The sequence below is a fragment of the Methylorubrum subtropicum genome, assembly GCF_038442325.1.
Taxonomy (GTDB): domain Bacteria; phylum Pseudomonadota; class Alphaproteobacteria; order Rhizobiales; family Beijerinckiaceae; genus Methylobacterium; species Methylobacterium subtropicum.
In genome coordinates this window covers 166,222-187,790 of record NZ_JBBXMW010000011.1, presented here as the reverse complement: position 1 = coordinate 187,790, position 21,569 = coordinate 166,222, and the positions used below count along the sequence as shown (strand labels likewise).

25 protein-coding genes are annotated in these 21,569 nt (G+C 71.3%); 16 read left to right on the top strand and 9 right to left on the bottom strand.

Translation table 11 applies throughout. The features are described from left to right. Positions 1-284 precede the first annotated feature (284 nt). The 5 genes from crcB to AAHG03_RS16765 all read left to right on the top strand — a co-directional run bounded on the left by crcB (position 285) and on the right by AAHG03_RS16765 (position 2,459). On the top strand, positions 285-653 hold the full coding sequence (gene crcB, locus AAHG03_RS16785) for a fluoride efflux transporter CrcB (RefSeq protein WP_342151844.1): 369 nt from the start codon (positions 285-287) through the stop codon (positions 651-653). An 11-nt stretch (positions 654-664) separates the two neighbouring features. After that, positions 665-1,315, top strand: a complete 651-nt coding sequence (locus tag AAHG03_RS16780; protein ID WP_342151843.1) for a M15 family metallopeptidase — start codon at positions 665-667, stop codon at positions 1,313-1,315. A gap of 244 nt (positions 1,316-1,559) precedes the next feature. Further along, a complete protein-coding gene (locus tag AAHG03_RS16775) occupies positions 1,560-1,697 on the top strand; it encodes a hypothetical protein (protein ID WP_342151841.1) in 138 nt (45 codons plus the stop codon). Further along, a complete protein-coding gene (locus tag AAHG03_RS16770) occupies positions 1,694-2,020 on the top strand; it encodes a hypothetical protein (protein ID WP_342151840.1) in 327 nt (108 codons plus the stop codon). Before AAHG03_RS16775 ends, AAHG03_RS16770 begins: the two co-directional genes overlap by 4 nt. 289 nt (positions 2,021-2,309) lie before the next feature. Then, entirely contained in the window at positions 2,310-2,459 is a 150-nt protein-coding gene (locus AAHG03_RS16765; RefSeq protein ID WP_342151838.1) for a hypothetical protein, read from the top strand. Positions 2,460-2,465: 6 nt separating this feature from the next. On the opposite strand, the gene AAHG03_RS16760 is transcribed toward AAHG03_RS16765, so the two are convergent. Beyond that, positions 2,466-3,287: an FTR1 family iron permease gene (locus AAHG03_RS16760; protein WP_342151837.1), complete on the bottom strand. Its 822-nt coding sequence runs from the start codon at positions 3,285-3,287 to the stop codon at positions 2,466-2,468. Between the two features lie 402 nt (positions 3,288-3,689). Between AAHG03_RS16760 and AAHG03_RS16755 the strand changes: the two genes are divergently transcribed. The 5 genes from AAHG03_RS16755 (at position 3,690) to AAHG03_RS16735 (ending at position 7,547) form a co-directional block, all read left to right on the top strand. Continuing rightward, positions 3,690-3,941, top strand: a complete 252-nt coding sequence (locus AAHG03_RS16755) for a hypothetical protein (protein WP_342151836.1) — start codon at positions 3,690-3,692, stop codon at positions 3,939-3,941. 112 nt (positions 3,942-4,053) lie between these two features. Next, complete coding sequence (locus AAHG03_RS16750) at positions 4,054-4,524, top strand: hypothetical protein (RefSeq protein ID WP_342151835.1); 471 nt, start codon at positions 4,054-4,056, stop codon at positions 4,522-4,524. A 103-nt stretch (positions 4,525-4,627) separates the two neighbouring features. Further along, positions 4,628-5,524 (top strand): GGDEF domain-containing response regulator, encoded by an 897-nt coding sequence (locus tag AAHG03_RS16745; RefSeq protein WP_342151833.1) that lies wholly within the window; start codon positions 4,628-4,630, stop codon positions 5,522-5,524. A gap of 162 nt (positions 5,525-5,686) precedes the next feature. Next, entirely contained in the window at positions 5,687-6,367 is a 681-nt protein-coding gene (locus tag AAHG03_RS16740) for a response regulator transcription factor (RefSeq protein ID WP_342151831.1), read from the top strand. A 124-nt stretch (positions 6,368-6,491) separates the two neighbouring features. Further along, on the top strand, positions 6,492-7,547 hold the full coding sequence (locus AAHG03_RS16735; RefSeq protein WP_342151829.1) for a methyl-accepting chemotaxis protein: 1,056 nt from the start codon (positions 6,492-6,494) through the stop codon (positions 7,545-7,547). Between the two features lie 13 nt (positions 7,548-7,560). Here AAHG03_RS16735 and AAHG03_RS16730 read toward each other — a convergent pair whose 3' ends face one another. Next, positions 7,561-8,709: a DNA topoisomerase IB gene (locus tag AAHG03_RS16730; protein WP_342151828.1), complete on the bottom strand. Its 1,149-nt coding sequence runs from the start codon at positions 8,707-8,709 to the stop codon at positions 7,561-7,563. 92 nt (positions 8,710-8,801) lie between these two features. On the opposite strand from AAHG03_RS16730, the gene AAHG03_RS16725 reads away from it, so the two are divergent. Continuing rightward, positions 8,802-9,953 carry a glycosyltransferase gene (locus AAHG03_RS16725; RefSeq protein ID WP_412759758.1) on the top strand — a complete coding sequence of 384 codons (1,152 nt, stop codon included), beginning with the start codon at positions 8,802-8,804 and terminating at the stop codon, positions 9,951-9,953. A 39-nt stretch (positions 9,954-9,992) separates the two neighbouring features. Here AAHG03_RS16725 and AAHG03_RS16720 read toward each other — a convergent pair whose 3' ends face one another. After that, positions 9,993-10,706, bottom strand: coding sequence for a hypothetical protein (locus AAHG03_RS16720; protein WP_342151826.1), 714 nt, complete (start codon positions 10,704-10,706; stop codon positions 9,993-9,995). On the opposite strand from AAHG03_RS16720, the gene AAHG03_RS16715 reads away from it, so the two are divergent. The 4 genes from AAHG03_RS16715 (at position 10,665) to AAHG03_RS16700 (ending at position 16,704) form a co-directional block, all read left to right on the top strand. Beyond that, positions 10,665-11,327: a class I SAM-dependent methyltransferase gene (locus tag AAHG03_RS16715; RefSeq protein WP_342151825.1), complete on the top strand. Its 663-nt coding sequence runs from the start codon at positions 10,665-10,667 to the stop codon at positions 11,325-11,327. The two genes, AAHG03_RS16720 and AAHG03_RS16715, sit on opposite strands and share 42 nt — an antisense overlap. A 120-nt stretch (positions 11,328-11,447) precedes the next feature. Then, a complete protein-coding gene (locus AAHG03_RS16710) occupies positions 11,448-14,693 on the top strand; it encodes a caspase family protein (RefSeq protein ID WP_342151824.1) in 3,246 nt (1,081 codons plus the stop codon). Between the two features lie 382 nt (positions 14,694-15,075). Continuing rightward, the gene (locus AAHG03_RS16705; protein ID WP_342151823.1) at positions 15,076-16,326 is read left to right on the top strand and encodes a NupC/NupG family nucleoside CNT transporter; all 1,251 of its coding nucleotides are present in this window, start codon (positions 15,076-15,078) and stop codon (positions 16,324-16,326) included. Between the two features lie 42 nt (positions 16,327-16,368). Beyond that, a complete protein-coding gene (locus tag AAHG03_RS16700) occupies positions 16,369-16,704 on the top strand; it encodes a hypothetical protein (RefSeq protein WP_342151821.1) in 336 nt (111 codons plus the stop codon). On the opposite strand, the gene AAHG03_RS16695 is transcribed toward AAHG03_RS16700, so the two are convergent. Then, positions 16,705-17,331, bottom strand: a complete 627-nt coding sequence (locus tag AAHG03_RS16695) for an energy transducer TonB family protein (RefSeq protein WP_342151819.1) — start codon at positions 17,329-17,331, stop codon at positions 16,705-16,707. 297 nt (positions 17,332-17,628) lie between these two features. Here AAHG03_RS16695 and AAHG03_RS16690 point away from each other — a divergent pair, with 297 nt between their 5' ends. Further along, positions 17,629-18,534: a hypothetical protein gene (locus AAHG03_RS16690; protein WP_342151857.1), complete on the top strand. Its 906-nt coding sequence runs from the start codon at positions 17,629-17,631 to the stop codon at positions 18,532-18,534. Positions 18,535-18,547: 13 nt separating this feature from the next. Here the strand turns inward: AAHG03_RS16690 and AAHG03_RS16685 are convergent, their stop codons facing one another. Genes AAHG03_RS16685 through AAHG03_RS16665 form a run of 5 tightly spaced genes read right to left on the bottom strand, consistent with a single transcriptional unit; the run spans position 18,548 to position 21,508 of the window. After that, a complete protein-coding gene (locus AAHG03_RS16685; RefSeq protein ID WP_342151817.1) occupies positions 18,548-19,036 on the bottom strand; it encodes a PaaI family thioesterase in 489 nt (162 codons plus the stop codon). Positions 19,037-19,039: 3 nt separating this feature from the next. Then, a complete protein-coding gene (locus AAHG03_RS16680; RefSeq protein WP_342151816.1) occupies positions 19,040-20,125 on the bottom strand; it encodes an acyl-CoA dehydrogenase family protein in 1,086 nt (361 codons plus the stop codon). After that, on the bottom strand, positions 20,125-20,451 hold the full coding sequence (locus AAHG03_RS16675; RefSeq protein WP_342151815.1) for an FAD-dependent oxidoreductase: 327 nt from the start codon (positions 20,449-20,451) through the stop codon (positions 20,125-20,127). Before AAHG03_RS16675 ends, AAHG03_RS16680 begins: the two co-directional genes overlap by 1 nt. After that, positions 20,415-21,293: an FAD-dependent oxidoreductase gene (locus AAHG03_RS16670; RefSeq protein ID WP_342151814.1), complete on the bottom strand. Its 879-nt coding sequence runs from the start codon at positions 21,291-21,293 to the stop codon at positions 20,415-20,417. The genes AAHG03_RS16675 and AAHG03_RS16670 overlap by 37 nt, the downstream gene beginning before the upstream one ends. Then, the gene (locus AAHG03_RS16665) at positions 21,290-21,508 is read right to left on the bottom strand and encodes a hypothetical protein (protein ID WP_342151812.1); all 219 of its coding nucleotides are present in this window, start codon (positions 21,506-21,508) and stop codon (positions 21,290-21,292) included. The genes AAHG03_RS16670 and AAHG03_RS16665 overlap by 4 nt, the downstream gene beginning before the upstream one ends. Between the last annotated feature and the right edge of the window lie 61 nt (positions 21,509-21,569).

Genomic DNA, 21,569 nt, shown 5'->3' with positions numbered 1-21,569 from the left:
CGGCACCGCCGAAAACAAACCCTGCACTTCCAGCATCGATCACCTCCTGTCTATAAGGAGGCGTCAACGCATGGCCTTCAACGCGGATCGACGCGCCGAAAAGTCATATGCGATAGCCCTGCCCTTGCGGGGAGGGGTAGGGGTGGGGGGCGTGCAGAAGGCACCGTAACGCCTGATCCTGCACCACCCCCACCTCCTACCTCCTCCCCGCAAGGGGGAGGAGAAGCCCGACGGCAACCATCGCGATCGATCGGGGACCCGTAGTTGACCGGAGCCACCGCCCCTTGAACACCCTTCTGGTCTTCCTTGGTGCCGGCCTCGGCGGCGTCCTGCGCCATGGGGCGAACCTCGTCGCGCTGCGGCTCGGATCGTCCTTCCCGTGGGGGACGCTGACGATCAACGTCCTCGGCTCGATCCTGATGGGCGTGGTCACCGGATGGTTCGCGCTGCGCGGCGGGCCGCCTCAGGCGCGGGTCTTTCTCGCCACCGGGGTGCTCGGTGGCTTCACCACCTTCTCGACCTTCTCGCTGGAGGCCTTCAGCCTGATCGAGCGGGGCGATTGGGGTGCGGCGCTCGCCTACGTGCTGATCTCGGTGCTGGCCGGGATCGCCGGGCTCGCCCTGGCGCTCCTGGCCCTACGGCACCTGCTGTGAGGCGGGCGGCGATGACCGGACTGATCGGCCTCTCGCTCGCGGGCGCGGCGGAGGCGGATTCGCCCTTCGTCGATGCCGCCGGGATCGTGCCCGGCCTCGGTGTCGAGATGCGCTACGCCACATCCGAAAACTTCGTCGGACGGCCGATCGCCGGCTACGAGGCGCCGCGCTGCCTGCTGACGCCGCAGGCGGCCCGGGCGCTCGCCCGCGTGCAGGCCGACCTCGCCCCGGAGAGTCTCGGCCTCAAGGTGTTCGACTGCTACCGGCCGGTGCGCGCGGTCGCCGATTTCGCCGCCTGGGCTCGCGATCCGGCGGACACCCGGATGAAGGCCGCCTACTACCCCCGCACCGACAAGGCCGACCTGTTCCGCCTCGGCTACATCGCCGAGCGCTCCTCGCATTCCCGCGGCTCGACCGTGGACCTCACCCTCGTGCGCCTCGCCGACGGCGCGGAACTCGACATGGGCACGCCGTTCGACCTGTTCGACGAGGCCTCCGCCACCGAATCGAACCTCGTCGGGCCGACGGCGCAGGCAAACCGCCTGCGGTTGCGGGCGGTGATGATTCGGGCCGGCTTCACCCCCTACCCGCAGGAATGGTGGCACTTCACCCTCAAGGACGAGCCATTTCCGAGCAAGGCGTTCGACCGGCCGGTGCGGTGAGCGCCGCGCCGCCCCGGCGCCAACCCGCTTGGCTGCCGACCCTTTTCGGGCCTGCTTGAATTCCTCCAAATCGAGACTGCGCCGACACGATTTATAGTATTTCCAATGTTCCGACAAAGACTTGCGCCGATCCGAAAACTCGCGTCATCCTCGGCTCATGGCGTACATCTTGACACTTCCCCCTCCGCCCCGGCCGCGACCGGTCAGACCCCTCGCGGATACGCTCCCGGCCAAATCCGAGCCAGTGTTCGAGACCCTGCTCGACGGCCTGCGCAACGCGTGGTGGGACGGCTCGTCGGTCGGCCTCAGCCGGGCCGGGCTCGAAGCCCTGGTCGGGCTGGAGCCGGGCGACGCCACCCCGCGCCGGAGGCTGTTTTCGTGAGCGCGCATCAGGCTCCCCGCCCCGATGCGGAGGAACGCGCGGCGCAGGCCGCGCTCGAACGGGCACTGACGGTGGCGTTCTGGCAGGTGATCCAGCGCCGGCCGATGCCGGCCATGGCCGCGCTGGAGGCCGCCGCCCGCACCGTCGGCAAGCTCTACGGGCAGGTCGCGGCGGCGCACGGCCCGCACGGCACCTGCGCCTGCGGCTGGGAGCCCGACCCGGAGGCCGACCTGATCGTGTTGGAGGCCATGCTGGCGGCGGGCCTCGCGCCCCAGCCGGCGCAGGCCGACCTCGCCGCGATGGTGCCGGCCGGGCGGGCGTGAGGGGCTGGGCTGAGAGCCCCCATCTCCCCACCGCCGTCATTCCGGGGCGCGCCGAAGGCGTGAACCCGGAATCCACCCGTGATGCGCGGCTATACGGACGGTCGAGGCCAGTCGTGGATTGCACGCCTCCGGCGCGCCCCTTCGGGTCCGGGTTCCGCTGCGCGGCCCCGGAATGACGGGGGTGGTCAGCCGCACACCCCCCACCCGATCTTGACGGTTCGTTCACCAACGCGCCCGATGCTGGACGGGACGCGGGGTCGATTCGCTCCCGCAAGGCCGGGAGTGTCCGATGGATCAGCTCTACCGCGGCGTCGAAACCTCGCTTCTCGTGCTCACCTTCGTCCTGTGTCTGGCCGCCGCCACCCTCCCGACCTTCACGGCCCGCGGCCCGATGGAGGTGACGCTGCCGATGATCAGCGTCGCCCCCGACACCCCGTAAGGCGGCTCAGCGCGAGGCGACCGCGACCGGCTCCGCCGCCTGACGCCCACCTTGGCGCCGCAGCGTCAGGATGCCGGCGAGGCCCGCGACCAGCAGCAGCGCGCCTTGCGTGCCGATCACCTCCCAAGTGCCGTTGTTGAGGCCCCAATCGGCGAAGAAGGCCGGTACGCCCTCCGTGGTGAAGGGCAGGATCGACTGCTCCTGCAATTCCTGGAACGCCTCGCCGACCATGCGCAGGCCCATCAGGAACAGGAAGGCCGAGGTCACGACGAACATCGGCCGCAGCGGCAGGCGGAAGGCGAGCCACTGCATCGCGACGAAGAGTGCGGCGAGCGCCAGCGCCGCCGCCGCGAGGCCGCCGAGGAGCGCGCCGTCGGAGCCGTTGGCGCCCTTGGCGAGCGCGTGCAGGAACAGGATGGTCTCGGCGCCTTCGCGAAAAACCGCCAGGAAGGCGATGCCGGCGAGCGACAGCACCGTGCCGGCTCCGAGCGCGCGTTCGGCCAGCCGGTTCAGGTCCGCCTGCCACGCCTTCGGGTCCTGGCGCAGGAACATCCAGCCGCTCATGTAGAACATCAGGGCAGCGGCCCCGAGCATGATCACGGCCTCGAACAGGTCGCTGTGGTTGCCGTCGTAGAACACCTGGAACACCCAGGCCGCGCCGAGGCTCGCCGCGACCGCCGCCAGCGCGCCCAGATAGACCGGGGCGATCCGCTCCGGCGCGCCGGCCCGCCGCAGGAAGGCGGCCAGCGCCGCGATCACCAGCATCGCCTCCAGCCCCTCGCGGAACAGGATGGTGAAGGCCTGCACGAAGGTCGATCCGCCTTCCATGTCGTCGCACTCCCGCGGCCCGATGAGGGCCGACCCTGAATTGAACAATCCCCGAACAGCGAAGTAGAGAGGATTGTCTGGAACCGTTCCAAACAGATGAAGGGACGGTCACGGACAATGACCGCCCCGCCCCTGTTCGTGGAAGAGCGGGCCTACAACTGTTCGCGCCGGCCCCGCAAGCACGGCGAAGCGGGGCACCCTCGCGGCCAAATCGCGCGCGCCCCGCGCGAAGCCTCGCCGGCCTGACAAATTTCCGCCCCTTTCGCCGATTCGCGGCGAAACCCTCCGCCCGGGTTGCGAATTGATAAGCCAAAGGCGCGGACGTCCGGCAGAGCCGGCGAGGCCCGCGCGCATCAGGCACAGGGAGCGCGCCCCTCCGGGCGGCGCGCGGGCAGGACACCGATGAATTCCAAGCTCTTCGCCGCGGCCGGCTTCGGCCTCGCCCTTTTCGGCGCGTCCGCGGCCTATGCCGCCCCGGCGGCCGACCGCGGCACCCGGCAGGTGGCCGAGGCGACTCAGGTCCGCCCCGTCTCCGACGTGCGCCCGGCCGAGGCCGAGCCCGAGGAGGAGGGCGCCAATTGCAGCAAGCTGCGCAAGCGCCTGTGGATCGAGGGCGAGGGCTGGCTCGTGCGCCGCGTCACGATCTGCCGATAGGACGCGCACTCTCAGCATTCTGCATCGCTGGCGCGGGGCGCCTCACCGGAACGAGCATGGCCGGCAGGATTTGACCCTTCGAATCGTCGCCGCGCGTATCCCGGAGACCCCCGTGCCCCATCGCCCGTATCGTTCCATCCGGCTCCTCGCGGCCGGCGCCGCCCTCGCCGTCACGGCCGCCCAGGCCGAGCCGCTGTCCCATGCCGGGCCGCATTACGGGCAGACCGTCTACGCCGCCAACGGCTACGGCTTCGCCGGCAACGCCATCGACGGCACCTATATCGGCGCGCCCTTCACCCGCATCCCGAGCCCGGACCGGCTGGTGCCGCCGGCCTGGGGCTACGGCACCTACGGCGTGCCCACCGTCGCGGGCATCCGCGAGGCGCCCTCGGCCCGCCCGGCGCTCTACGTGATCGAGCGGCAGGGCCGCGCCGAGAACCGCCTGCTGCCGCGCCGCAGCGCCAAGGTCGTCTCCCGCGGACGCGACGGGACTTGGACGGATGCCGGCATCGGCGCCGCCGACCGCGCACAGGTCGAGCGCACCGGCGCGCAGGTCGTCTCCGTGCGCGTGCCCGGCAAGTAATCGCCCGTTCCGTCACGCGCACGGGCAAATCCCGTGCGACGGCGTGACCCGGCGTTAAGACATCCCGTGCACGATCCTTCCCGCGGGCCGAGGGGGGAAGAGCGTGCACATCGTCATCGTCGATTCGAGCCGCGTCATCCTCAAGGTCGTGGCCGGCATGCTCGAGCCGCGCGGCCACATCGTCTCGGCCTTCACCGACTCGGCCGAGGCGCTGGCCTACGTCACCGACAATCCCCGCGTGCGGGCGCTCATCACCAGCCTGGAGGTCCGGCCCCTCGCCGGGCTCGAACTGTGCTGGTCGGCCCGGCTGCTCGCCGAGGCGAGCCGCCCGCTCTCGATCATCGTGATGTCCTCGGTGCGCAACGCCCGCAACCTGTCCGAGGCCCTGGACAGCGGCGCCGACGACTTCATCGACAAGCCGCCGGGTGCCGAGGAGCTGCAGGCCCGCCTGCGCGCCGCCGAGCGCCTGACCAACCTGCAATGCGAGTTGATCCGCCTCGCCGAGACCGATTCGCTCACCGGCCTGCTCAACCGCCGCGCCTTCCTCCAGCGCACACAGGAGGCCGCCGAGCGGGCGCGCGCCTTCGGCGAACTCTCGGCCGTGATCCTCGACATCGACCACTTCAAGCGCATCAACGACGAGCACGGCCACGATGTCGGCGACGCGGCGATCAAGGCGGTCTCCGCGCTGATCGCGGAAGAGAGCATCGCCGGGCGCCTCGGCGGCGAGGAATTCGCCGTGGTCCTGCCGGGGAAGAGCCTCGCCGAGGCGGAGGCGCTCGCCAACCGCCTGCGCCTCAAGGCGGCGGACTTGCGCATCCGCGGGGCCCGCGTGCCGGTGCGCCTCACCTGTTCGTTCGGCGTCAGCACGTGGAACGAGGGCGAGACCGTCGAGGGCCTCTTGAAGCGGGCCGACATCGCTCTCTACGAGGCCAAAACCGGCGGCCGCAACCGCGTCGTCTCGGCGATGACCGATCTCGTCCTGGCCAGGACTGGTTGAGGCCGTACCGAAGCGGGACAGTCGTTTCCGCCAAGTATCGGTATTTTCTCTGGATTGAACGATTCGGAATGGTAAATCGGCCGTAAACGCCTGGAACGACTCTTGTTCTTCTCCCTCCGCACGCTGCGGCGCCGTTTCGCGCCGACACGAAGGGGGAGCGGCATGAGTCAAGCCGTTGACGTTCTCATCATCGACGAGCCGCCGGGCCTGGACGCGACCCAGCGCGCCATCCTGGAGCACGAGCCGGCGCTCCGCACTCTCAGCGAGGACGACCTCGCGCGGGCGGGGGAACGCCCGGTGGTGGCGCTCGTCTTCGTCCACGAGGACGCGCCCGAGGCCGGCTGCACCCGGATCGCGGCCCTGCGCGACGGGCGCCCGTGGATGCGGGTGCTGGTGGCGTTCCGCACCCTCGATGCGGGCGCGATGTTCCGGCTGATCGAGGCGGGCGCCGACGCCTTCGTCGGGCGCGGCAGCCCGGCCCGCGAGGTCTGCGCGACCCTGCTGACCCTCGGCGGCGCGACGCCCCCGGCGGAGCGGACCGAGATTCAGTCGAGCGATGCGGTGCAGCCCTGCGCGGCCTCCGACACCATCGGCCTGACGCCGCGGGAGGCGGAGGTGCTGCGCTTCCTCAGCGCCGGCTTCAGCAACAAGGAGGTGGCCCGCCGCCTGTGCCTCAGCGTGCGCACCGTCGAGACCCATCGGCTCAACCTGCGCCGCAAGACCCAGACCGGCCGCCTCAAGGATCTGGTGATGCTGGCGCGCCAACTCGGCCTCAAGCCCGTACTCGACACCGAGCCGGCCCGCGCACCCGCCCGCCACACGCTCCAGGCCGCGCGGATTTGACCGAGCCTCGGCGTTGTCACACTAAGCCGGGCCGGCCGTGCCTGTTTATTCCGCACAGGACTTGGCTTTGTCGGGATCTTAACCGAATCGACTGATTATCCGCCCACGGGGGGCTGGTCGAACGATGAATGCACTGCAAAAGCCGCGTCCGGACCGGGGGGATGCGCGCGCCGCCACGATTCCCGAACTCACAGCGGATGTCGGCCGCATCGCCCAGGACAAGATCGGGCAGATCCAGCGCATCACGGCGCAAACCAAGATGCTGGCGCTCAACGCGCTGATCGAGGCTGCCCGCGCCGGCGAGCAGGGCCGCGGCTTCTCGGTGGTGGCGCAGGAGGTGCGCGCCATCGGCACCTCGGTCGAGACGCTGGCCCGCGAACTGGAGACCCAGCTCTCCGCCCGCATCGCCGAGTTGCAGCGCGCGGCCGACGCGGTGAGCGAGGACGCGCAGGGCGAGCGGCTGACCGACCTCGCGCTCAACGCCGTCGAGCTGATCGACCGCAATCTCTACGAGCGGACCTGCGACGTGCGCTGGTGGGCGACCGACCCCTCCGTCGTCGCCTGCGCGCTGCGGCCGGGCGCCGACACCGCCGCGCATGCCGCCGGGCGCCTCGGCGTGATCCTCTCGGCCTACACGGTCTATCTCGACATCTGGCTGTGCGGGCACGACGGCACGCTGCTCGCCAACGGCCGCCCCGAGCGCAGCATCGCGCTACGCGGCCGGAGCGTCGCCGACGCGCCGTGGTTCCGCACGGCGATCGGGCAGTGGGGCGCCGACGCCTACGTGGCCGGCGAGGTCCGCGCCGAACCGCTGCTCGACGGCGCCCACGTGGCGACCTACGCGGCGCCGATCCGCGAGGCGGGAGGCGCGCCCTGCGGCGTGCTGGCGATCCATTTCGACTGGGAGCCGCAGGCCCGCGCCATCGTGCAGGGCGTGCGCATCGCCGCCGTGGACCGCGCCCGCACCCGCGTGCTGCTGGTCGACGCCGCCCGCCGGGTGCTCGCCGCCTCCGACGGCCAGGGCGTCCTGACCGAGACCCTCGCCTTCGATCCGGGCGGGCGCGAGAGCGGCACCGTCCGCGACACGGCCGGCACTCTCACGGCCTTCCACCGCACGCCGGGCTACGAGACCTATCGGGGGTTGGGCTGGTACGGCGTGATCGTGCAGGGGAAGGGGTGACCGGAACGCGCCGTCACGCCGCCTTCTTCGCCGCCCCGCGCTTGGCACCCGTCGCCCCCTTGCGCTTGCCCGTCCGCCGCGGCGGCTCCGCTGTCGCCTGCGCGAGGCGGGTGCGCAGGAGGCCGAGCACCGCCGCCTCCTCGGGCCGGAGTTCGTCGAGGCCGTTCTTCAGCTCGCCCTCGACCGCGTCCTTGATCTGTAGGAGCAGGCCGCCTTCGAGGTAACAGCCCAGGATCTCGGGGTGGATGTAGCACTTGCGGCAGATGGTCGGCGTGTTGCCGAGCCGGGACGCCACGCTCTCGATCGCCGTGCGCAGGTTCTTCTTGGCCAGCGTCTCGCTGTCGAAGGCCTCGAACTCCCGCAGCGCCAGGGCCGCCAGCACGGTGCCGGCCCAAGTCCGAAAATCTTTTGCCGTGAAATCCTCGCCGGTGATCTCGCGCAGGTAGGCGTTGACGTCGGACGAGGTGACGTCGCGCCGTTCACCCTCGTCGTCGAGATACTGGAACAGCTCCTGGCCGGGCAGGTCCTGGCAAGCCTTGACGATGCGGGCGACGCGCCGGTCGCGCACCGAGACCGACCATTCCTTGCCGCTCTTGCCCTTGAAGCGGAAGCGCATCTCGGCGCCCTCCACCTTCACATGCGGGTCGCGCAGCGTTGTGAGGCCGTAGCTCTTGTTGGAGCGGGCATAGTCGTCGTTGCCGACGCGGATCAGCGTCGTCTCCAGCAGGTGGACGACGGTCGCCAGCACCTTCTCCCGCGGCAGGCCGCGCCGGCCCATATCGGCGTCGATCCGGGCGCGGATGCCCGGCAGCGCCTCGGCGAAGGCCATGATACGGTGGAACTTCGAGGCCTCCCGCGCCTCGCGGAAGCGGGGATGGTAGCGGTACTGCTTGCGCCCCTTCTCGTCGCGCCCCGTCGCCTGGATGTGGCCGTTGGCGTGCGGGCAGATCCACACGTCCCGGTAGGCCGGCGGGATCGCGAGGCTCTTGACCCGCTCGATCTCCGCCTCGTCGCGGATGGCAACGCCCTTGGCGTCGAGATAGCGGAACCCCTTGCCGCTGCGCTTGCGCCGCAGGCCGGGCTTCGCGTCGTCCACGTAGCGCAGGCCCGCTTCGCGCGCGGCCTCGCGCGGCTCGACCACACCGGCGACGTCCGACAGCATGGCGACCTCCCCCGACTCCACGATGGGGCAAGAACCGAAGGACGGGCGGCGCTGTTCCGGGGTGCGGCTGCGGAGCGGGGGATCGCCGTGCTATGGCAGCCCCGATGAGCGCGCCCGAAACTCCCAGAAAAATCGTCTTCGTCGTCACCGAGGACTGGTTCTTCGCCTCGCACTTCCTGCCGATGGCCGGCGCGGCACGCGCCATGGGGCTGTCGGTCGCGGTGGTGACGCGGGTGCGCGAGCACCGCGCCGTCATCGAGGCGGCGGGCATCCGCGTGGTGCCGCTGGAGGCCGAGCGCTCCAGCCTCAACCCGATGGCGGCGGGCTACGCCGCGGGCCAGCTCTCGGGCATCCTCAAGGCGCTCGACGCCGACATCGTCCACTGCATTGCGCTGCGCGGCATTTTGGTCGGCGGCACCGCGGCAGCGATGGCGGGCATCCCGCGCCGGGTTTTTGCCCTCACCGGCCTCGGCCTGCTCGGCGCGCGCGAGGACGCCACCGGGCGCCTGTCGCGGCTCGCCCTGAAGGGCCTGATCCGCGGGCCGCTCGCGAGCCGCCAGACCCGCTTCCTGTTGGAGAACCCGGACGACGCCCGTGCGCTCGGGCTCGACCCGTCGGACACCGCCGTCACCATCGTCGGCGGCGCGGGCGTCGATCCCGACGCCTTTTCGCCGCGCCCGCTGCCGCCGCCCTCCCCGCTCCGGGTCGCCATCGTCGCCCGGATGCTGTGGTCGAAGGGCATCGACGTGGCCGTGGAGGCGGTGCGCCGGGCGCGGGCCGGGGGCGCCGCGGTCGAACTCTCGCTCTACGGCGCGCCCGACCCGTCGAACCGCCGGGCGATTCCCGAGGAGACGCTGCGCGGCTGGACCGGTGACGGCATCACGTGGCACGGCCCCACCCGCGACGTGGCCGGCGCCTTCGCCGCGCACCATGTCGGCGGCCTGCCCTCGCGCGGCGGCGAGGGTCTTCCGCGCACGCTGCTCGAAGCGGCGGCCTGCGGGCGTGCCCTGCTGACCAGCGACGTGCCGGGCTGCCGGGCGCTGGTGCGTGACGGCGTCGAGGGCCTGCTGGTGCCGCCGGGCGACGTCGCGGCACTCGCCGCCGCGCTGACCCGGCTCGCCGCCGACCCAGAGGGCGTCGCGCGGATGGGGGCGGCGGCGCGTGCGCGGATTCTGGAGGGTGGTTACACGGAGGAGGCGGTCGCTTTAGCGGTAACGGGCATTTACAGTGAGCTGAGCAGATGAGGCGCGCTAGTCTTCTAGCGGAGAGGCTTGATTTGCGAGCTACTCTGCACCTTTGGCGTAGCTGTGCCAAAAATCCATAATTATTTCCTTATCAACATCGGAAACAAGTTCGATGGGAATGACAAATAAAATCGATGCATCCGATCCGACGATGAGAAAGCCGGACTCGATCCAGATTTTCTTTATAGACTGCCATGCCCTCGACACTAACGCAAAATCCCCTCTAAGAGACACACCACTTTCACTGAAAGTAATGTCCCTCCAGTTCATTTCACAATCTTCGATCCATCGTTTTTTGACGATAAAATTTAATCCACTGTAATTAAAAGCCTTGATAAATATAATTCCAGTAACTATTGCATTTGCAAATATTGCAATAATATATGATGCTGATACATCAGACACAGCGTTCGGAGATATTTGATATCCACTCTGCCAGATTATATCAACGCAGGTTTTCTTTATAATCATTATCAAAGTCAATACTGAAAAAAATAATGCCGTCAACATCAAGATAAGATATTTTGACGCTTGAACACGCATTTTGAACGGAGTTTTCTTAAAAGTCCGACGAAATTCGCGCATTGCAATTTTGTGAACCGCTTGCGCCTCATTCAAAGTCAAGGGCCGCATCTTGATTTGAATATCATTATTTAAATACATATAAATTACCTCCGGTTTTCGCGCAGGCCTTCGCAGACGAGCAATGATTTGACAAGCCCCAAGGACCCCCTCGGCTTCATCCGCGACCACACCCGCCTGCGTCCGGTGCCGCACGCGCCGGAGATCGCGCTGCACGTCGCCGACGAGGCGACGGCCCTGTGGCAGAAGACTGAGGAAGAGTTGGAGGAAATCGGCCTGCCGCCGCCGTTCTGGGCGTTCGCCTGGGCGGGGGGACAGGCGCTCGCCCGCTACCTCCTCGACCACCCCGAGACGGTCGCGGGGCGCACGGTGATCGACTTCGCCTCGGGCTCGGGCCTCGTCGCCATCGCGGCGGCGAAAGCCGGGGCGGCGCGGGTACTGGCGAGCGACCTCGATGCCTTCGCCCTCCACGCGATTCCCCTCAACGCCGCCGCCAACGGCGTGGCGGATCGCATCGCGACGACGGGCGAGAACCTGATCGGCAGCGACACCGCCGAGAGCGCCGAATGCGTGCTCGCGGCCGACGTGTTCTACGAGCGCGACCTCGGCCGGACCGTCGGCGACTGGCTGGCGAGCCTGCACGCGGCGGGCCGAACCGTCCTCATCGGCGATCCCGGCCGCGCCTACTTGCCGAAGGATCGGCTCGTACCGCTCGCGACCTACGAAGTCCCGGTGACGCGCGATCTGGAGGATGCCGAAATCAAGAAATCGTGTGTGTGGACGTTTCGCTGAGTAGAGACGTACCATCCTGAAATCGCCGATTTTGGCGTTCAGGCAGCATTCAAGCCGCGCTGTCCCAATGATGCGGCAACGATCCGGCGGGCGTCTGCCTGCCGGGCAGGAGATGCGTCCATGTCCTGGTCCTCCCGTGTCCTCACCGCGTTGCTCTGTCTGGTGATCGGTCTCGCGCCCGGCCTTTCGGCCTCGGCGCAGGACGGGCCCAGAACCCAGAAGCGCATCGCCCTCGTCATCGGCAACGCGTCCTACGAGGCCGGGGCGCTCGCCACACCCGCCAACGATGCCGGCCTCGTGGCCCAGACGCTCCAGGCGGCGGGCTTCGACGTGGTCGGCGCCCGCGACCTCGACGAGGATTCGCTGCGCAAAGCCCTGCGCGACTTCTCCGACAAGGCGGAGCAGTCGGGCCCCGACACGGTCGCCTTCGTCTACCTTGCGGGCTACGGCCTGCAGCTCGCCGGCGAGAACTATTTCGTCCCGGTCGATGCCCGCATCCCCGCCGCCGCCGACGTGCCCTCGCGCGCGCTGCGCCTGTCGGACTACACCCGCCAGCTCGCCGCCCTGCCGCTCGCCGCCCGCTTCGTCGTGCTGGATGGGGCCCGCAACAACCCGTTCGCCCGCAACGGCGACCCGCTGGCCGGCGGCCTCGCGCTCACCGAGGCCGAGCCCGGCTCGCTCATCGCCTTCAACGCCAGCCCCGGCACGGTCGGGCCCGACGAGAAAGCCCCCTACGGCGCCTACGCCACGGCTCTGGTTGAGATGATCCGCGAGGGCGGCCTCGCGCCCGCGCAGGTGTTCGACCGGGTGCGGCTACGCGTGGACGAGACCACCAAGGGCGCCGAGGTGCCGTGGCACTCCTCGCGCATCGACGCGAACTTCACCTTCTTCGAGCGCGCCCCCGACGCCCCGCCGATCGGCCGGCCCGAGGAGGTCGCGGCGCTGCGTTCACGCCCGCTCAAGGAGATCGGCGCGCGCGACGCCTACGCGGTCTGCCTGCAACGCGACTCGCTCGACGGCTATCAGGAATTCGTCCAGGCCTATCCGCGTGACGACATGGCCAAGCGGGTGCGCGCCCTCATCGCCGCCCGCCGCGAGGCGGTGACGTGGCGGCGCACGTGGACGACCGACAGCCGCGACGCCTACTGGTCCTATCTCGACCGCTACCCGAACGGCCCCCACGCCTGGGACGCGCGCCGCCGCCTGCGCCAGCTCGCCGCCGCCCTGGAGCCGCCGCCGCGCTTCACCGCCATCAGCTACGACGTGCCCCCGCCTCCACCCGAGGAGATCGTCTACGTCCAGCGCCCGGCGCTCTACCTCGACGACCCGGTCTACGCGCTGGCGCCGCCCCCGCCGCCGCCGGTGGTCTTCCTGCCGCCGCCGCCGGCCTACATCGTCGATCTGGCGCCGCCGCCCCCGCCGGTTGCCTATTACGCCCTGCCGACGCCGGCCTTCGTGCCCGTGCCGACCTATGTCAGCGCGCCGGACTACATCGTCCCGCCGCCCAACAACGTGATCTACCAGAACATCCACAACGTGACGGTGATCAACACCATCAACGAGCGCAACGTCGAGATTTCGCGCAACCCGAGCGCGATCTCGCCCGGCCTCGCCGCCGGTGCGGGCGCCGTGGCCGGCGCAGCCCTGGGGGCCGCCGCCGCCCGCGTCGCGCTGCCCCCGGCGGTGGCGCAGAAGGCGGCCCTGCGCGCGCCGCCGACCAACCCGAATCCCGGCGCGGCCGGGCTGCCTCCCTCGTTCAACAACCCGCAGGCCGGTACTCCGCAGGGGGGCCGCCCCGGCCCGATGCCCGGAACCGGCCAGCCCGCTCTCGGCGCCAACGGCCAGCCGCTTCCGCAGCAGCCCGGTCGTCCGGGCCAGCCGAACCCGGCGGCGCAGGGTCAGCCGAATGGACAACCCGGCCAGCCCAACGCCCCCGTCGGCCTCGCCGGTCGCGGCCAGCCGGGGCAGGCGTTGCCCGGCGCCAACGGCCAGCCGCTGCCGCAGCAGCCCGGCCGTCCGGGCCAGCCGAACCCGGCGGTGCAGGGTCAGCCGAATGGTCAGACCACCCAGCCGGGGCAGCCCAACGCCCCCGTCGGCGTCGCCGGTCGCGGTCAGCCGGGACAGGCGCTGCCCGGCACCAACGGCCAACCGCTGCCGCAGCAGCCCGGCCGTCCGGGTGCTGACCCGAAGGATCGGCCCGACGCGCAGCAGGCCGGGCGTCCGCTCCCCGGCGCCGCCGGCCAGCCGCTCCCGCCGCAGCAGGCGGGCCGCCCCGGTGCCGATCCCAAGGACCGTCCGGACGCCAAGGATCGCCCCGACACCAAGGATCGGCCCGATGCGAAGGACAAGCCGGACCCGCAGCAGGCCGCCCGTCCAGGCGCGCCCGCGGCGAACCCTGCCGCTCCCGACGGCAGAGGCAAGTCCGATCCGCAGCAGGCCAACCACGCGCTGCCCGGCGCGAACGGGCAGCCGCTCCCGCCGCAGCAGGCGGGCCGCCCCGGCGCCGACCCCAAGGACCGTGCCGATCCCCGGGATCGCCCCGACGCCAAGGATCGGCCCGATACGCAGCAGGCCGCACGGCCCGGACAGCCGCTTCCGGCCCGTTCCGAGGCGCCCGCCGGCCGGGCGCAGCCGGGCCAGCCGCAGCCGGGCGCGAACGCGCCGCCGCCCGGGCGTCCGGGCCGTCCGCAGGCCGCCGACACGCCCGACCGGCCCGCGCCCCAGCAGGCCGGCCGCCCCGGCGCGCCCCTGGGCGTGATGCAGCCCAACCCCGCCCAGCAGCGCCAGGACGCCGCGGCCCAGCGCCAGCAGCAGATCCAGGCCCAGCAGGCGCAAGCCGCCCAGCAGCGTCAGCAGCAGATGCAGGCGCAGCAGGCCGCCCGCCAGCAGCAGGCGGACCAAGCCCGTCAGGCGGCGCAGCAGCGCCAACAGGCCGACCAAGCGCGACAGGCCCAGGCCGCGCAGCAGCGTCAGCAACAGATGCAGGCGCAACAGGCGCAACAGGCCGCCGCCCAGCGCCAGCAGATGCAAGCGCAGCAGGCTCAGGCGGCGGCGCAGCGTCAGCAGATGCAGGCCCAGCAAGCGGCGGCCCAGCGCCAGCAACAGATGCAGGCGCAACAAGCCCAACAGGCCGCCGCCCAGCGCCAGCAACAGATGCAGGCGCAGCAAGCGGCCCGCCAGCAGCAGATGATGCAGCAGCAACAGATGATGCGGCAGCAGCAGATGCAGGCCCAGCAGGCGGCGCAGCAGGCCGCCCGCCAGCAGCAGATGATGATGCAGCGCCAGCAGGCGGCGCCCCGGCCCGGCCCGCCCCCCGGCGGTCACGGCGGCGGACACGGCTGCCCGCCCGGCATGCCCTGCCGGTAGGACGTGGTACGGACGAGGAAGCCGACGCGTCGCAAGGCTTCCGTTTGATCGCGAAGGCCGCACATGCCCCCTCTCCCCGCACGCGGGGAGAGGGCTTTGCCGACCCTGTCGTCGGTAAAGCGAGGCGGCAGCCGACGGTGAGGGGGCTTCGACGGACGAGGCTCGACCTTAGCGGCCCCCTTACCTCCGCTTCGCTTCCTGCATGGACGACGAGGTCCATGCCGGCTTCTCCCCGCGTGCGGGGAGAGGGGATGCGCGGCGAGCGTCCGGCGTTGACCGGTACGGCTCCGTGCGCCGCGTTCCACCCCACCCTTGCCGCCCTGGCCCGGATCGCGCATGCGCCCGGCACCTCTTCGGCTCACGCGCGGCAATATCCAAAAACATGCTCGACAGGGTGCTCCATGCCGGCGCGAGCGTCGCGCTGCTTCTCGCGGTAGCCTACGCCTTCTCGCTGAACCGGCGGGCGGTGCGGCCGCGGGTGGTTCTCGCGGCGCTGGCGCTGCAGATCGGGATCGGGGCGCTGATCCTGTTCGTGCCCGCCGGGCGCGTCGCGCTCGAAGGGATCGCCGGGCTCGTCACCAAGGTACTGTCCTTTGGTGACATCGGCACCGCCTTCCTGTTCGGCGGTCTCGTCGAGCCGCGGATGTTCGAGCTGTTCGGCGGCTCGGGCTTCATCCTGGCGCTGCGGGTACTGCCGCAGATCCTCTACGTCTCGGCGCTGATCGGCGTGCTGTACCATCTCGGCGTGATGCAGGCGCTGGCCCGGCTGCTCGGCGCCGGCCTGCGGCGGGTGCTCGGCACCTCGCCGATCGAGTCGTTCTCGGCGGTCATCACCATCTTCATCGGCCAGAGCGAGATCGCGGTGGCGCTCCGCCCCTTCCTCGCTTTGCTCACCAGCGGCGAACTGTTTGCCGTGATGACGAGCGGGGCCGCCTCCACCGCCGGCTCGATCCTGGCGGGCTACGCCGCGCTCGGCGTGCCGATGGAGTACCTGCTCGCCGCCTCCTTTATGGCGATCCCCGGCGGGCTGCTCTATGCCAAGATCCTGTTTCCCTCGGACGAGCCGACCCGCGTGCTGACCACCCGCGTCGAGTTCGGCGAGGCGCGCGCGGCCAACCTCATCGAGGCGGCGGCCGACGGCACGCAGAAGGGGCTCGGCGTCGCGGTGGCCGTGGGCGCCATGCTGATCGCCTTCGTCGGGCTGATCGCGCTGGTCAACGCCGTGGTCGGCTGGGCCGGCGGACTTGCCGGCTTTCCCGGCACCTCGATCGAGGGAATTCTGGGCTGGCTGCTCGCGCCGCTGGCGTGGCTGCTGGGCACGCCGTGGGAGCAGGCGCGGCTCGTCGGCGGCGCCATCGGCCAGAAGATCGCGTTCAACGAATTCCTGGCCTACGCCACCCTGTCGCCGACGCTGAAGGCCGGCACGCTCGATCCGCGCACGGCGGCGATCGTCTGCTTCGCCCTGTGCGGCTTCGCCAACCTCACCTCGATCGCGATCCAGCTCGCGAGCTTTTCGAGCCTCGTGCCCGAGCGCCGCGCGGAGATCGCGCGGCTGGGCCTGCGCGCGATCCTGGCCGGGACGCTCGCCAACCTCACCAGCGCGGCCATCGCCGGCCTATTCATCACGGGCTGAAGATTTTCACGCACGCCTCCCTACATAGCGGGCATGAACAGCGTGAGCGACGAACACGGGCCGGTGACGGCGCAGGACTGGGACAGGCGGGTGGACCACGCCTGCCAAAAACTGCCGGAGCGCGGCCAAAGGATCGTCGCGTGGCTGCGCGAGCCCGCGCGCTTCCCCGTGCGGGTGGTCGCCGCGATCCTGCTGATCTTAGGCGGCATCTTCTCGATTCTGCCCGTGCTCGGCCTGTGGATGCTGCCGCTCGGCCTCGCCCTGCTGGCGCAGGACGTGCCCGCCCTCAAGGTGCCGATGGAGAAATCCGCCCGCTGGATCGAGCGGCAATGGCGGCGCTGGCGCCCGAAAAAGGACGAGGCGGCGCGCCGGCCCTGATCAGGGCGGCATGAAGAAGCGCAGCGGCATCGTGATCCGGATCGGCTGCCGGTCCGGCGGGGGCGGCAGCTTGAACCCCACTAGGACGATCCTGAGTCCCAGATCGTCGATGTGTTTGAGCCCCGACGACTGGGCGACCTCCGATTGCGATATGGTCCCGTCCGTCTCGACCTTGAAGCGCATGAAGAGCCGTCCGCCGGTGGGCATCCGGTGCGGGAGCGCGCTGACGCGGCGCCGGAACAGGGTGTGGAGTTCGCTGCGGTAAGCCTTCACGCTGTCGGGCGTCGCGGCCTCCCGCGACGGGAACCGCAGCGGCACCGTCACGGCCAGCGACCGAATCGGCGCCTCCGCCGGCAGCGGTGGCAGCCTGAGGCCGACCGGGACGATCGCGAGCGTCAGGCGGTCGGTCGCCTCGGCCCCCGACGAGGCCTCGATCTCCGACTGGGTCACGAGCCCGTCGCGGCCGACGACGAAGCGGACGAGGACCGTTCCACCCGGCGTCGCATGGCGGAGGTTCCTGACCCTCTGCGTCAGAGTGCGGGCGAGTTGCTGGCGATAGGCCGCCACGCCCGCGGCCTCGGCCTGCGCTTCAGCCGGCCCGGCGAGGCACAGGAGCAGCAGGACCATCCCTCCGATCGCACGCCGCATCGTCCCCGCACGTTCCAGCTCGTAATGGCCAAGCTTTAGGCGGCGGCGCGCCGCCCCTCAACGACGAACTGCAACATCCGTTAAGCTCCGTCGTCCCGTCCCCAGGCGGCGGCGCCTGTGCCGCGCCGCGCTCCGGCTTGACAGGTCCGGCGCCGCGGACGACCCATCGCAACCGCGGGTCCCGTGCGGGCGCGCGCTTTTCGGAGACGAGTGGTGGCCCCGTTGCGTCTGTCCCTCCGCCGCCTCGCGGCGGCCGTCCTGCTCGCGGGGGCGGCGATGACCGTCTCCGCCTCGGCGCAGGAAGCGGTGTTTCCGCCCAGCTCCCGCTTCGGGTTCGCCGCGCCCGCCGACCTCGTGGTGTCGAAACGCTTCACCGGCTTCGAGCGCCGGGGCGGCGGCGTGGTCGTCTCGGTGGTCGAACTGCCGGCCCCGGCCTACACCGAGATGGAGCAGAGCTTTTCCGACGAGACCCTGAAGGCGCAGGGCATGGTGGTGCGCTCGCGCGAGTCGGTGCCGCTCGCCGACGGGCTGCAGGGCGTGCTGTTCACCGGCGAGGCCACCGCCTCGGACGTCCCGGGCGTGCCCGCGGTCAACAAGTGGCTCCTCATCGTCGGCGGCACCGACGTGACCGGCCTCATCATCGCCCAGGCCGCGACCGGCGCCGAGAGCGACGAGACGATCCGCTCCATGCTCACCAGCGTGAAACTGCGCCCGGCGCTCGGCCTCGACGAGCAGGTCGCGGCGCTACCCTTCCGCGTCGGCGATCCCGCCGGCTTCCGCCCGGTGCGGGCGCTCGCGGGCAACTCGGTGCTGATGACGCTCGGGCCCCGCGACCAGATCTCGGCGATGGAACAGCCGATCCTCGTGATCGCCCAGGCGGTCCAGGCGCCGACGCCGCAGGAGCAGCGCGACGGGCTCGCCCGTCAGGCGCTCTTCGCCAACCAGACCATGAAGGACTTCCAGATCGAGCGCTCGCAGAGCTACCGCCAGAATGGCATCGACTGGCACGAGATCGTCGCCCGCGCCGTCGACATCCCCTCCAACCAGCCCGTCGTCGTCGCCCAGACCATCCGCTTCAACCCGGACGGCTACATCCGCGCCGTCGGCGTCACCCGCGCCGACCAGCGCTCGGACGTGCTGCCGCTGTTCCGGCAGGTGGTGGACAGCTTGCAGGTGAAGTGAGGGGGCACGACCTTCACGGACAGCTCCGAGGCGTCGGCGCCCTGATGTCCTGGGCGAGGCGGACCTTCGAGATCTGGGCGGTCGCGAACAGGGTCCGGGCACCGTCCGCCTCCATGCGGAAGGCCTTCGTCTCGGTGACGATCATCGTGCGACCGGCCCGGATCACCTCGCTCTCGAACTCGGCCTGCGCGCCCCGCGGCACGGCGGTCAGGATCGTGGTCGCCATGCTGGTGCTCACGGCGTACTCCTCCGCGGCCAGGAGCGGCAGCGTCGCCAGCATGCTGGTCACGTCGATCATCGCGTAGGTGACGCCGCCGTGCAGCGCCTGCGAAAGGTTGTCGGTCGCGGGCGCGACGCGCAGCCGCGTGCGGCAGCGACCGGGGGCTTGGTCGAGGATCTCCAGTCCGCAATGGCGCTGGAACGGGTGCTCGACCAGCGCCCGGCTGTGTTCCCGGGCGTGGGGCGGGATCGGCGTCGGGGTGGCCGACTCGAGGTTCGTCATGGCTCAACAGACCTCCTTCGCGAGGGAGCGGGCGATGATCTCGTTCATCACCTGCGTGGTGCCGCCGCCGATGGCGACGAGGGGGGCGTCGCGCAGGGTCCGCGCGACGAGGCTCGACACGACGCAACCGGCCGCGCCGTGGAGCCGCACCGCCGCGGTCGCGGCCCGGTCGAGGGCGGCCGCGGCCGCGTTCTTGGCGATCGCCGCCCGCGCCGCCCCGTCGGAGGCCGCGGTGCCGGCCACGAAGGCGGCGGCGACCGCGACCGCGATGGCGACCTCGGCGAGGTCCTGGCGGACGTGGGACATCGCCGCCAGGGGCGCGCCCTGCACGATCCGGGCATGGGCGTGGCGCGCGGCGGCGTCGCGCACCGCCTCGGCGGAGGTGATCGCCATGGCGGCGAGGTTGAGCCGCTCCTGGGTCATCGCCCGCTGGAGGGCGCGGCCGGCCGCCTCCGGCCCGCAGATCGCCCGGGCGCGCACCGCCTCGAAGCGCAGGCCGGCCAGCGGCAGGCAGCGCCAGCCCGAGGGCTCGATCGCCTCCGCGGTCAGGCCCGGATCGGGGCGTTCGACCAGGAACAGGCCGAGCCCGCTCCCGGTGCGGGCGCCGACCACGAGGGCGTCCGCGCGGGCCCCGTTGCAGATGAAGCGCTTCTCGCCCGTGATCGACCACCGCCCGTCGGGGCGGGGCTCCGCCCGCGCCCGGAGCGCCGCGAGGTCGGAGCCGGCGCCCGGCTCGGTCAGCGCGAGGGCGACCGTGCGCTCGCCCGCCAGCACGGCGCGGACGAGATCCTCCGCCCAGGCGGTCCCGGCCTGCGCGACGAGCGCGAGGCTGACCCCGTGGGAGGCGAGGCCCATCGCCAGCCCCTGGGAGCCGCCGCGGGTCAGTTCCTCGATGAGGATGCGGGCTCGGACCGGCCGGTCCGGCAGCGCCGGGCCCGACTCCGTGCCGTAGGCGAGCAGGCCCGCCGCGCCGGCCCGCGCGTGGAGTTCGGCCGGATAGGTGCCCGCCCGCTCCCAATCCCCGACATGGGGCGCGACGTGGCCAGCGACGAAGGCCCGGACGGCGTCGCGGGAGAGGCCGTCGTCCATCAGAACACCGTCGTCTCGGCGAGCCCGCGGAAGCGGGCCATGTGGGCCTGGAGGCTCTCGCGGGTGACCGACCCCTCCGCGCGGAAGTAGAACAGCTCGGTCAGGTCGCTCATCACCGCCACCATGTCGCGCGAGCGCGACACCACCCGGCGATCGAAGCGGCGCAGCGCGCTCTCCGGGGCGCCGTCGCAGTTGCACAGCAGCGCCTGGGCGAGGGCGAACCCGTTCTCCAGCCCGAGCGTCAGGCCGTAGCCGAGGGTGGGCAGCATCGCGTGGGCGCTGTCGCCGATCAGGACCACCCGGCTGCGGTGCCACCGCAGTGCCACGTCTCCAGCCCCTCGACGGCGTGGAGCCGGTTGCTGATCATCCGCTCCGGCGCGGTCGCGGCGATCATCGCCGGGAGGGGCTCGGCGATCTCCGAGAGATGCGCTTCGATCCTGGCCTTCTCCAGCAGGGGCTCGCCGTGGTGCTGGTAGGCGTAGAACCAGTAGCGCAGCCCCTGCGCGGCATCGAGCGGATAGGTCACGACCCGGGCGCCGTCGTAGCTGAAGATCTGGCAGCGGTCGCCCCGCAGCGCCGGATGGTCGAAGGTGACGATGCCGCGGCAGGCCGCCACCCCGGTATCGACCGCCCGCGCCTGCGGGGCGACGTGCGCGCGAACCCCGGAGAAGACGCCGTCCGTCCCGACCACGAGGTCGAAGCGGCGGCGCCCGCCGTCGGCGAGGCGGATCGTGGCGCCCTCCCCGTCCTGCTCGATCTCCGTGCAGGGCGCCCCGTAGACCACCACGTCCGGCGGCAGCGCCTCGCGCAGCAGCCGGAACAGGCGGGTGCGGTGGAACATCACCGCCGGGGCCGGGAAGTCGAACCCATCGAGCCGGACCGGCTGGCTGTGGATCAGTCGGCCGTGGCGGTCGTGGGTGTCGAGGTGTTCGATCGGCTGCCCGGCCGCGAGGACGCGGTCGTCGCCGAAGATGAAGCGCAGTACCTGCACTCCCTGCGGCCAGACATAGATGCCCGAACCCGCGTCCCGCGGGCCGTCGCCGCGCTCGAACACCTGCGCCTCGATGCCGAGGCGCCGCAGGAGCAGGGCGAAGGCCAGGCCGTTGAGCCCCGCGCCGACGATGCCGACCCGCAGGCCGCCCGCACCGGGAGAAGCCGCGCCGCTCATGCCACGACCTCCAGGCGCTCACCGGACGCATGGCCGGCGGACAGGCCGAAGCGGCGCTGCATCAGGCACAGGCTGGTGATCTCGGTGAACATCGGGTCGAGGGCGGCCTGGCCGGCGGGCGGAAGGTCGGCGGCCTCCGCGTAGGCGCGCCGCACGGCCCCCGCGTCGAAGAACGGCAGGGCGTCCAGCGTCCGGCTCGCGAGGGTGTCGCGCACGAGCTGCGAGAGCCGGTCCGCGCGCCGGGGCGTCGCGGGGGGCGCGCGGAAGTAGTGCTTC

Coding starts and splice junctions, on each gene's coding strand:
- AAHG03_RS16780 (WP_342151843.1), top strand. CDS start 665: ATGACCGGACTGATCGGCCTCTCGCTCGCGGGCGCGGCGGAGGCGGAT.
- AAHG03_RS16765 (WP_342151838.1), top strand. CDS start 2,310: ATGGATCAGCTCTACCGCGGCGTCGAAACCTCGCTTCTCGTGCTCACC.
- AAHG03_RS16760 (WP_342151837.1), bottom strand. CDS start 3,287: ATGGAAGGCGGATCGACCTTCGTGCAGGCCTTCACCATCCTGTTCCGC.
- AAHG03_RS16755 (WP_342151836.1), top strand. CDS start 3,690: ATGAATTCCAAGCTCTTCGCCGCGGCCGGCTTCGGCCTCGCCCTTTTC.
- AAHG03_RS16740 (WP_342151831.1), top strand. CDS start 5,687: ATGAGTCAAGCCGTTGACGTTCTCATCATCGACGAGCCGCCGGGCCTG.
- AAHG03_RS16735 (WP_342151829.1), top strand. CDS start 6,492: ATGAATGCACTGCAAAAGCCGCGTCCGGACCGGGGGGATGCGCGCGCC.
- AAHG03_RS16730 (WP_342151828.1), bottom strand. CDS start 8,709: ATGCTGTCGGACGTCGCCGGTGTGGTCGAGCCGCGCGAGGCCGCGCGC.
- AAHG03_RS16725 (WP_412759758.1), top strand. CDS start 8,802: ATGGCAGCCCCGATGAGCGCGCCCGAAACTCCCAGAAAAATCGTCTTC.
- AAHG03_RS16710 (WP_342151824.1), top strand. CDS start 11,448: ATGTCCTGGTCCTCCCGTGTCCTCACCGCGTTGCTCTGTCTGGTGATC.
- AAHG03_RS16705 (WP_342151823.1), top strand. CDS start 15,076: ATGCTCGACAGGGTGCTCCATGCCGGCGCGAGCGTCGCGCTGCTTCTC.
- AAHG03_RS16695 (WP_342151819.1), bottom strand. CDS start 17,331: ATGGTCCTGCTGCTCCTGTGCCTCGCCGGGCCGGCTGAAGCGCAGGCC.
- AAHG03_RS16690 (WP_342151857.1), top strand. CDS start 17,629: ATGACCGTCTCCGCCTCGGCGCAGGAAGCGGTGTTTCCGCCCAGCTCC.
- AAHG03_RS16685 (WP_342151817.1), bottom strand. CDS start 19,036: ATGACGAACCTCGAGTCGGCCACCCCGACGCCGATCCCGCCCCACGCC.
- AAHG03_RS16680 (WP_342151816.1), bottom strand. CDS start 20,125: ATGGACGACGGCCTCTCCCGCGACGCCGTCCGGGCCTTCGTCGCTGGC.
- AAHG03_RS16670 (WP_342151814.1), bottom strand. CDS start 21,293: ATGAGCGGCGCGGCTTCTCCCGGTGCGGGCGGCCTGCGGGTCGGCATC.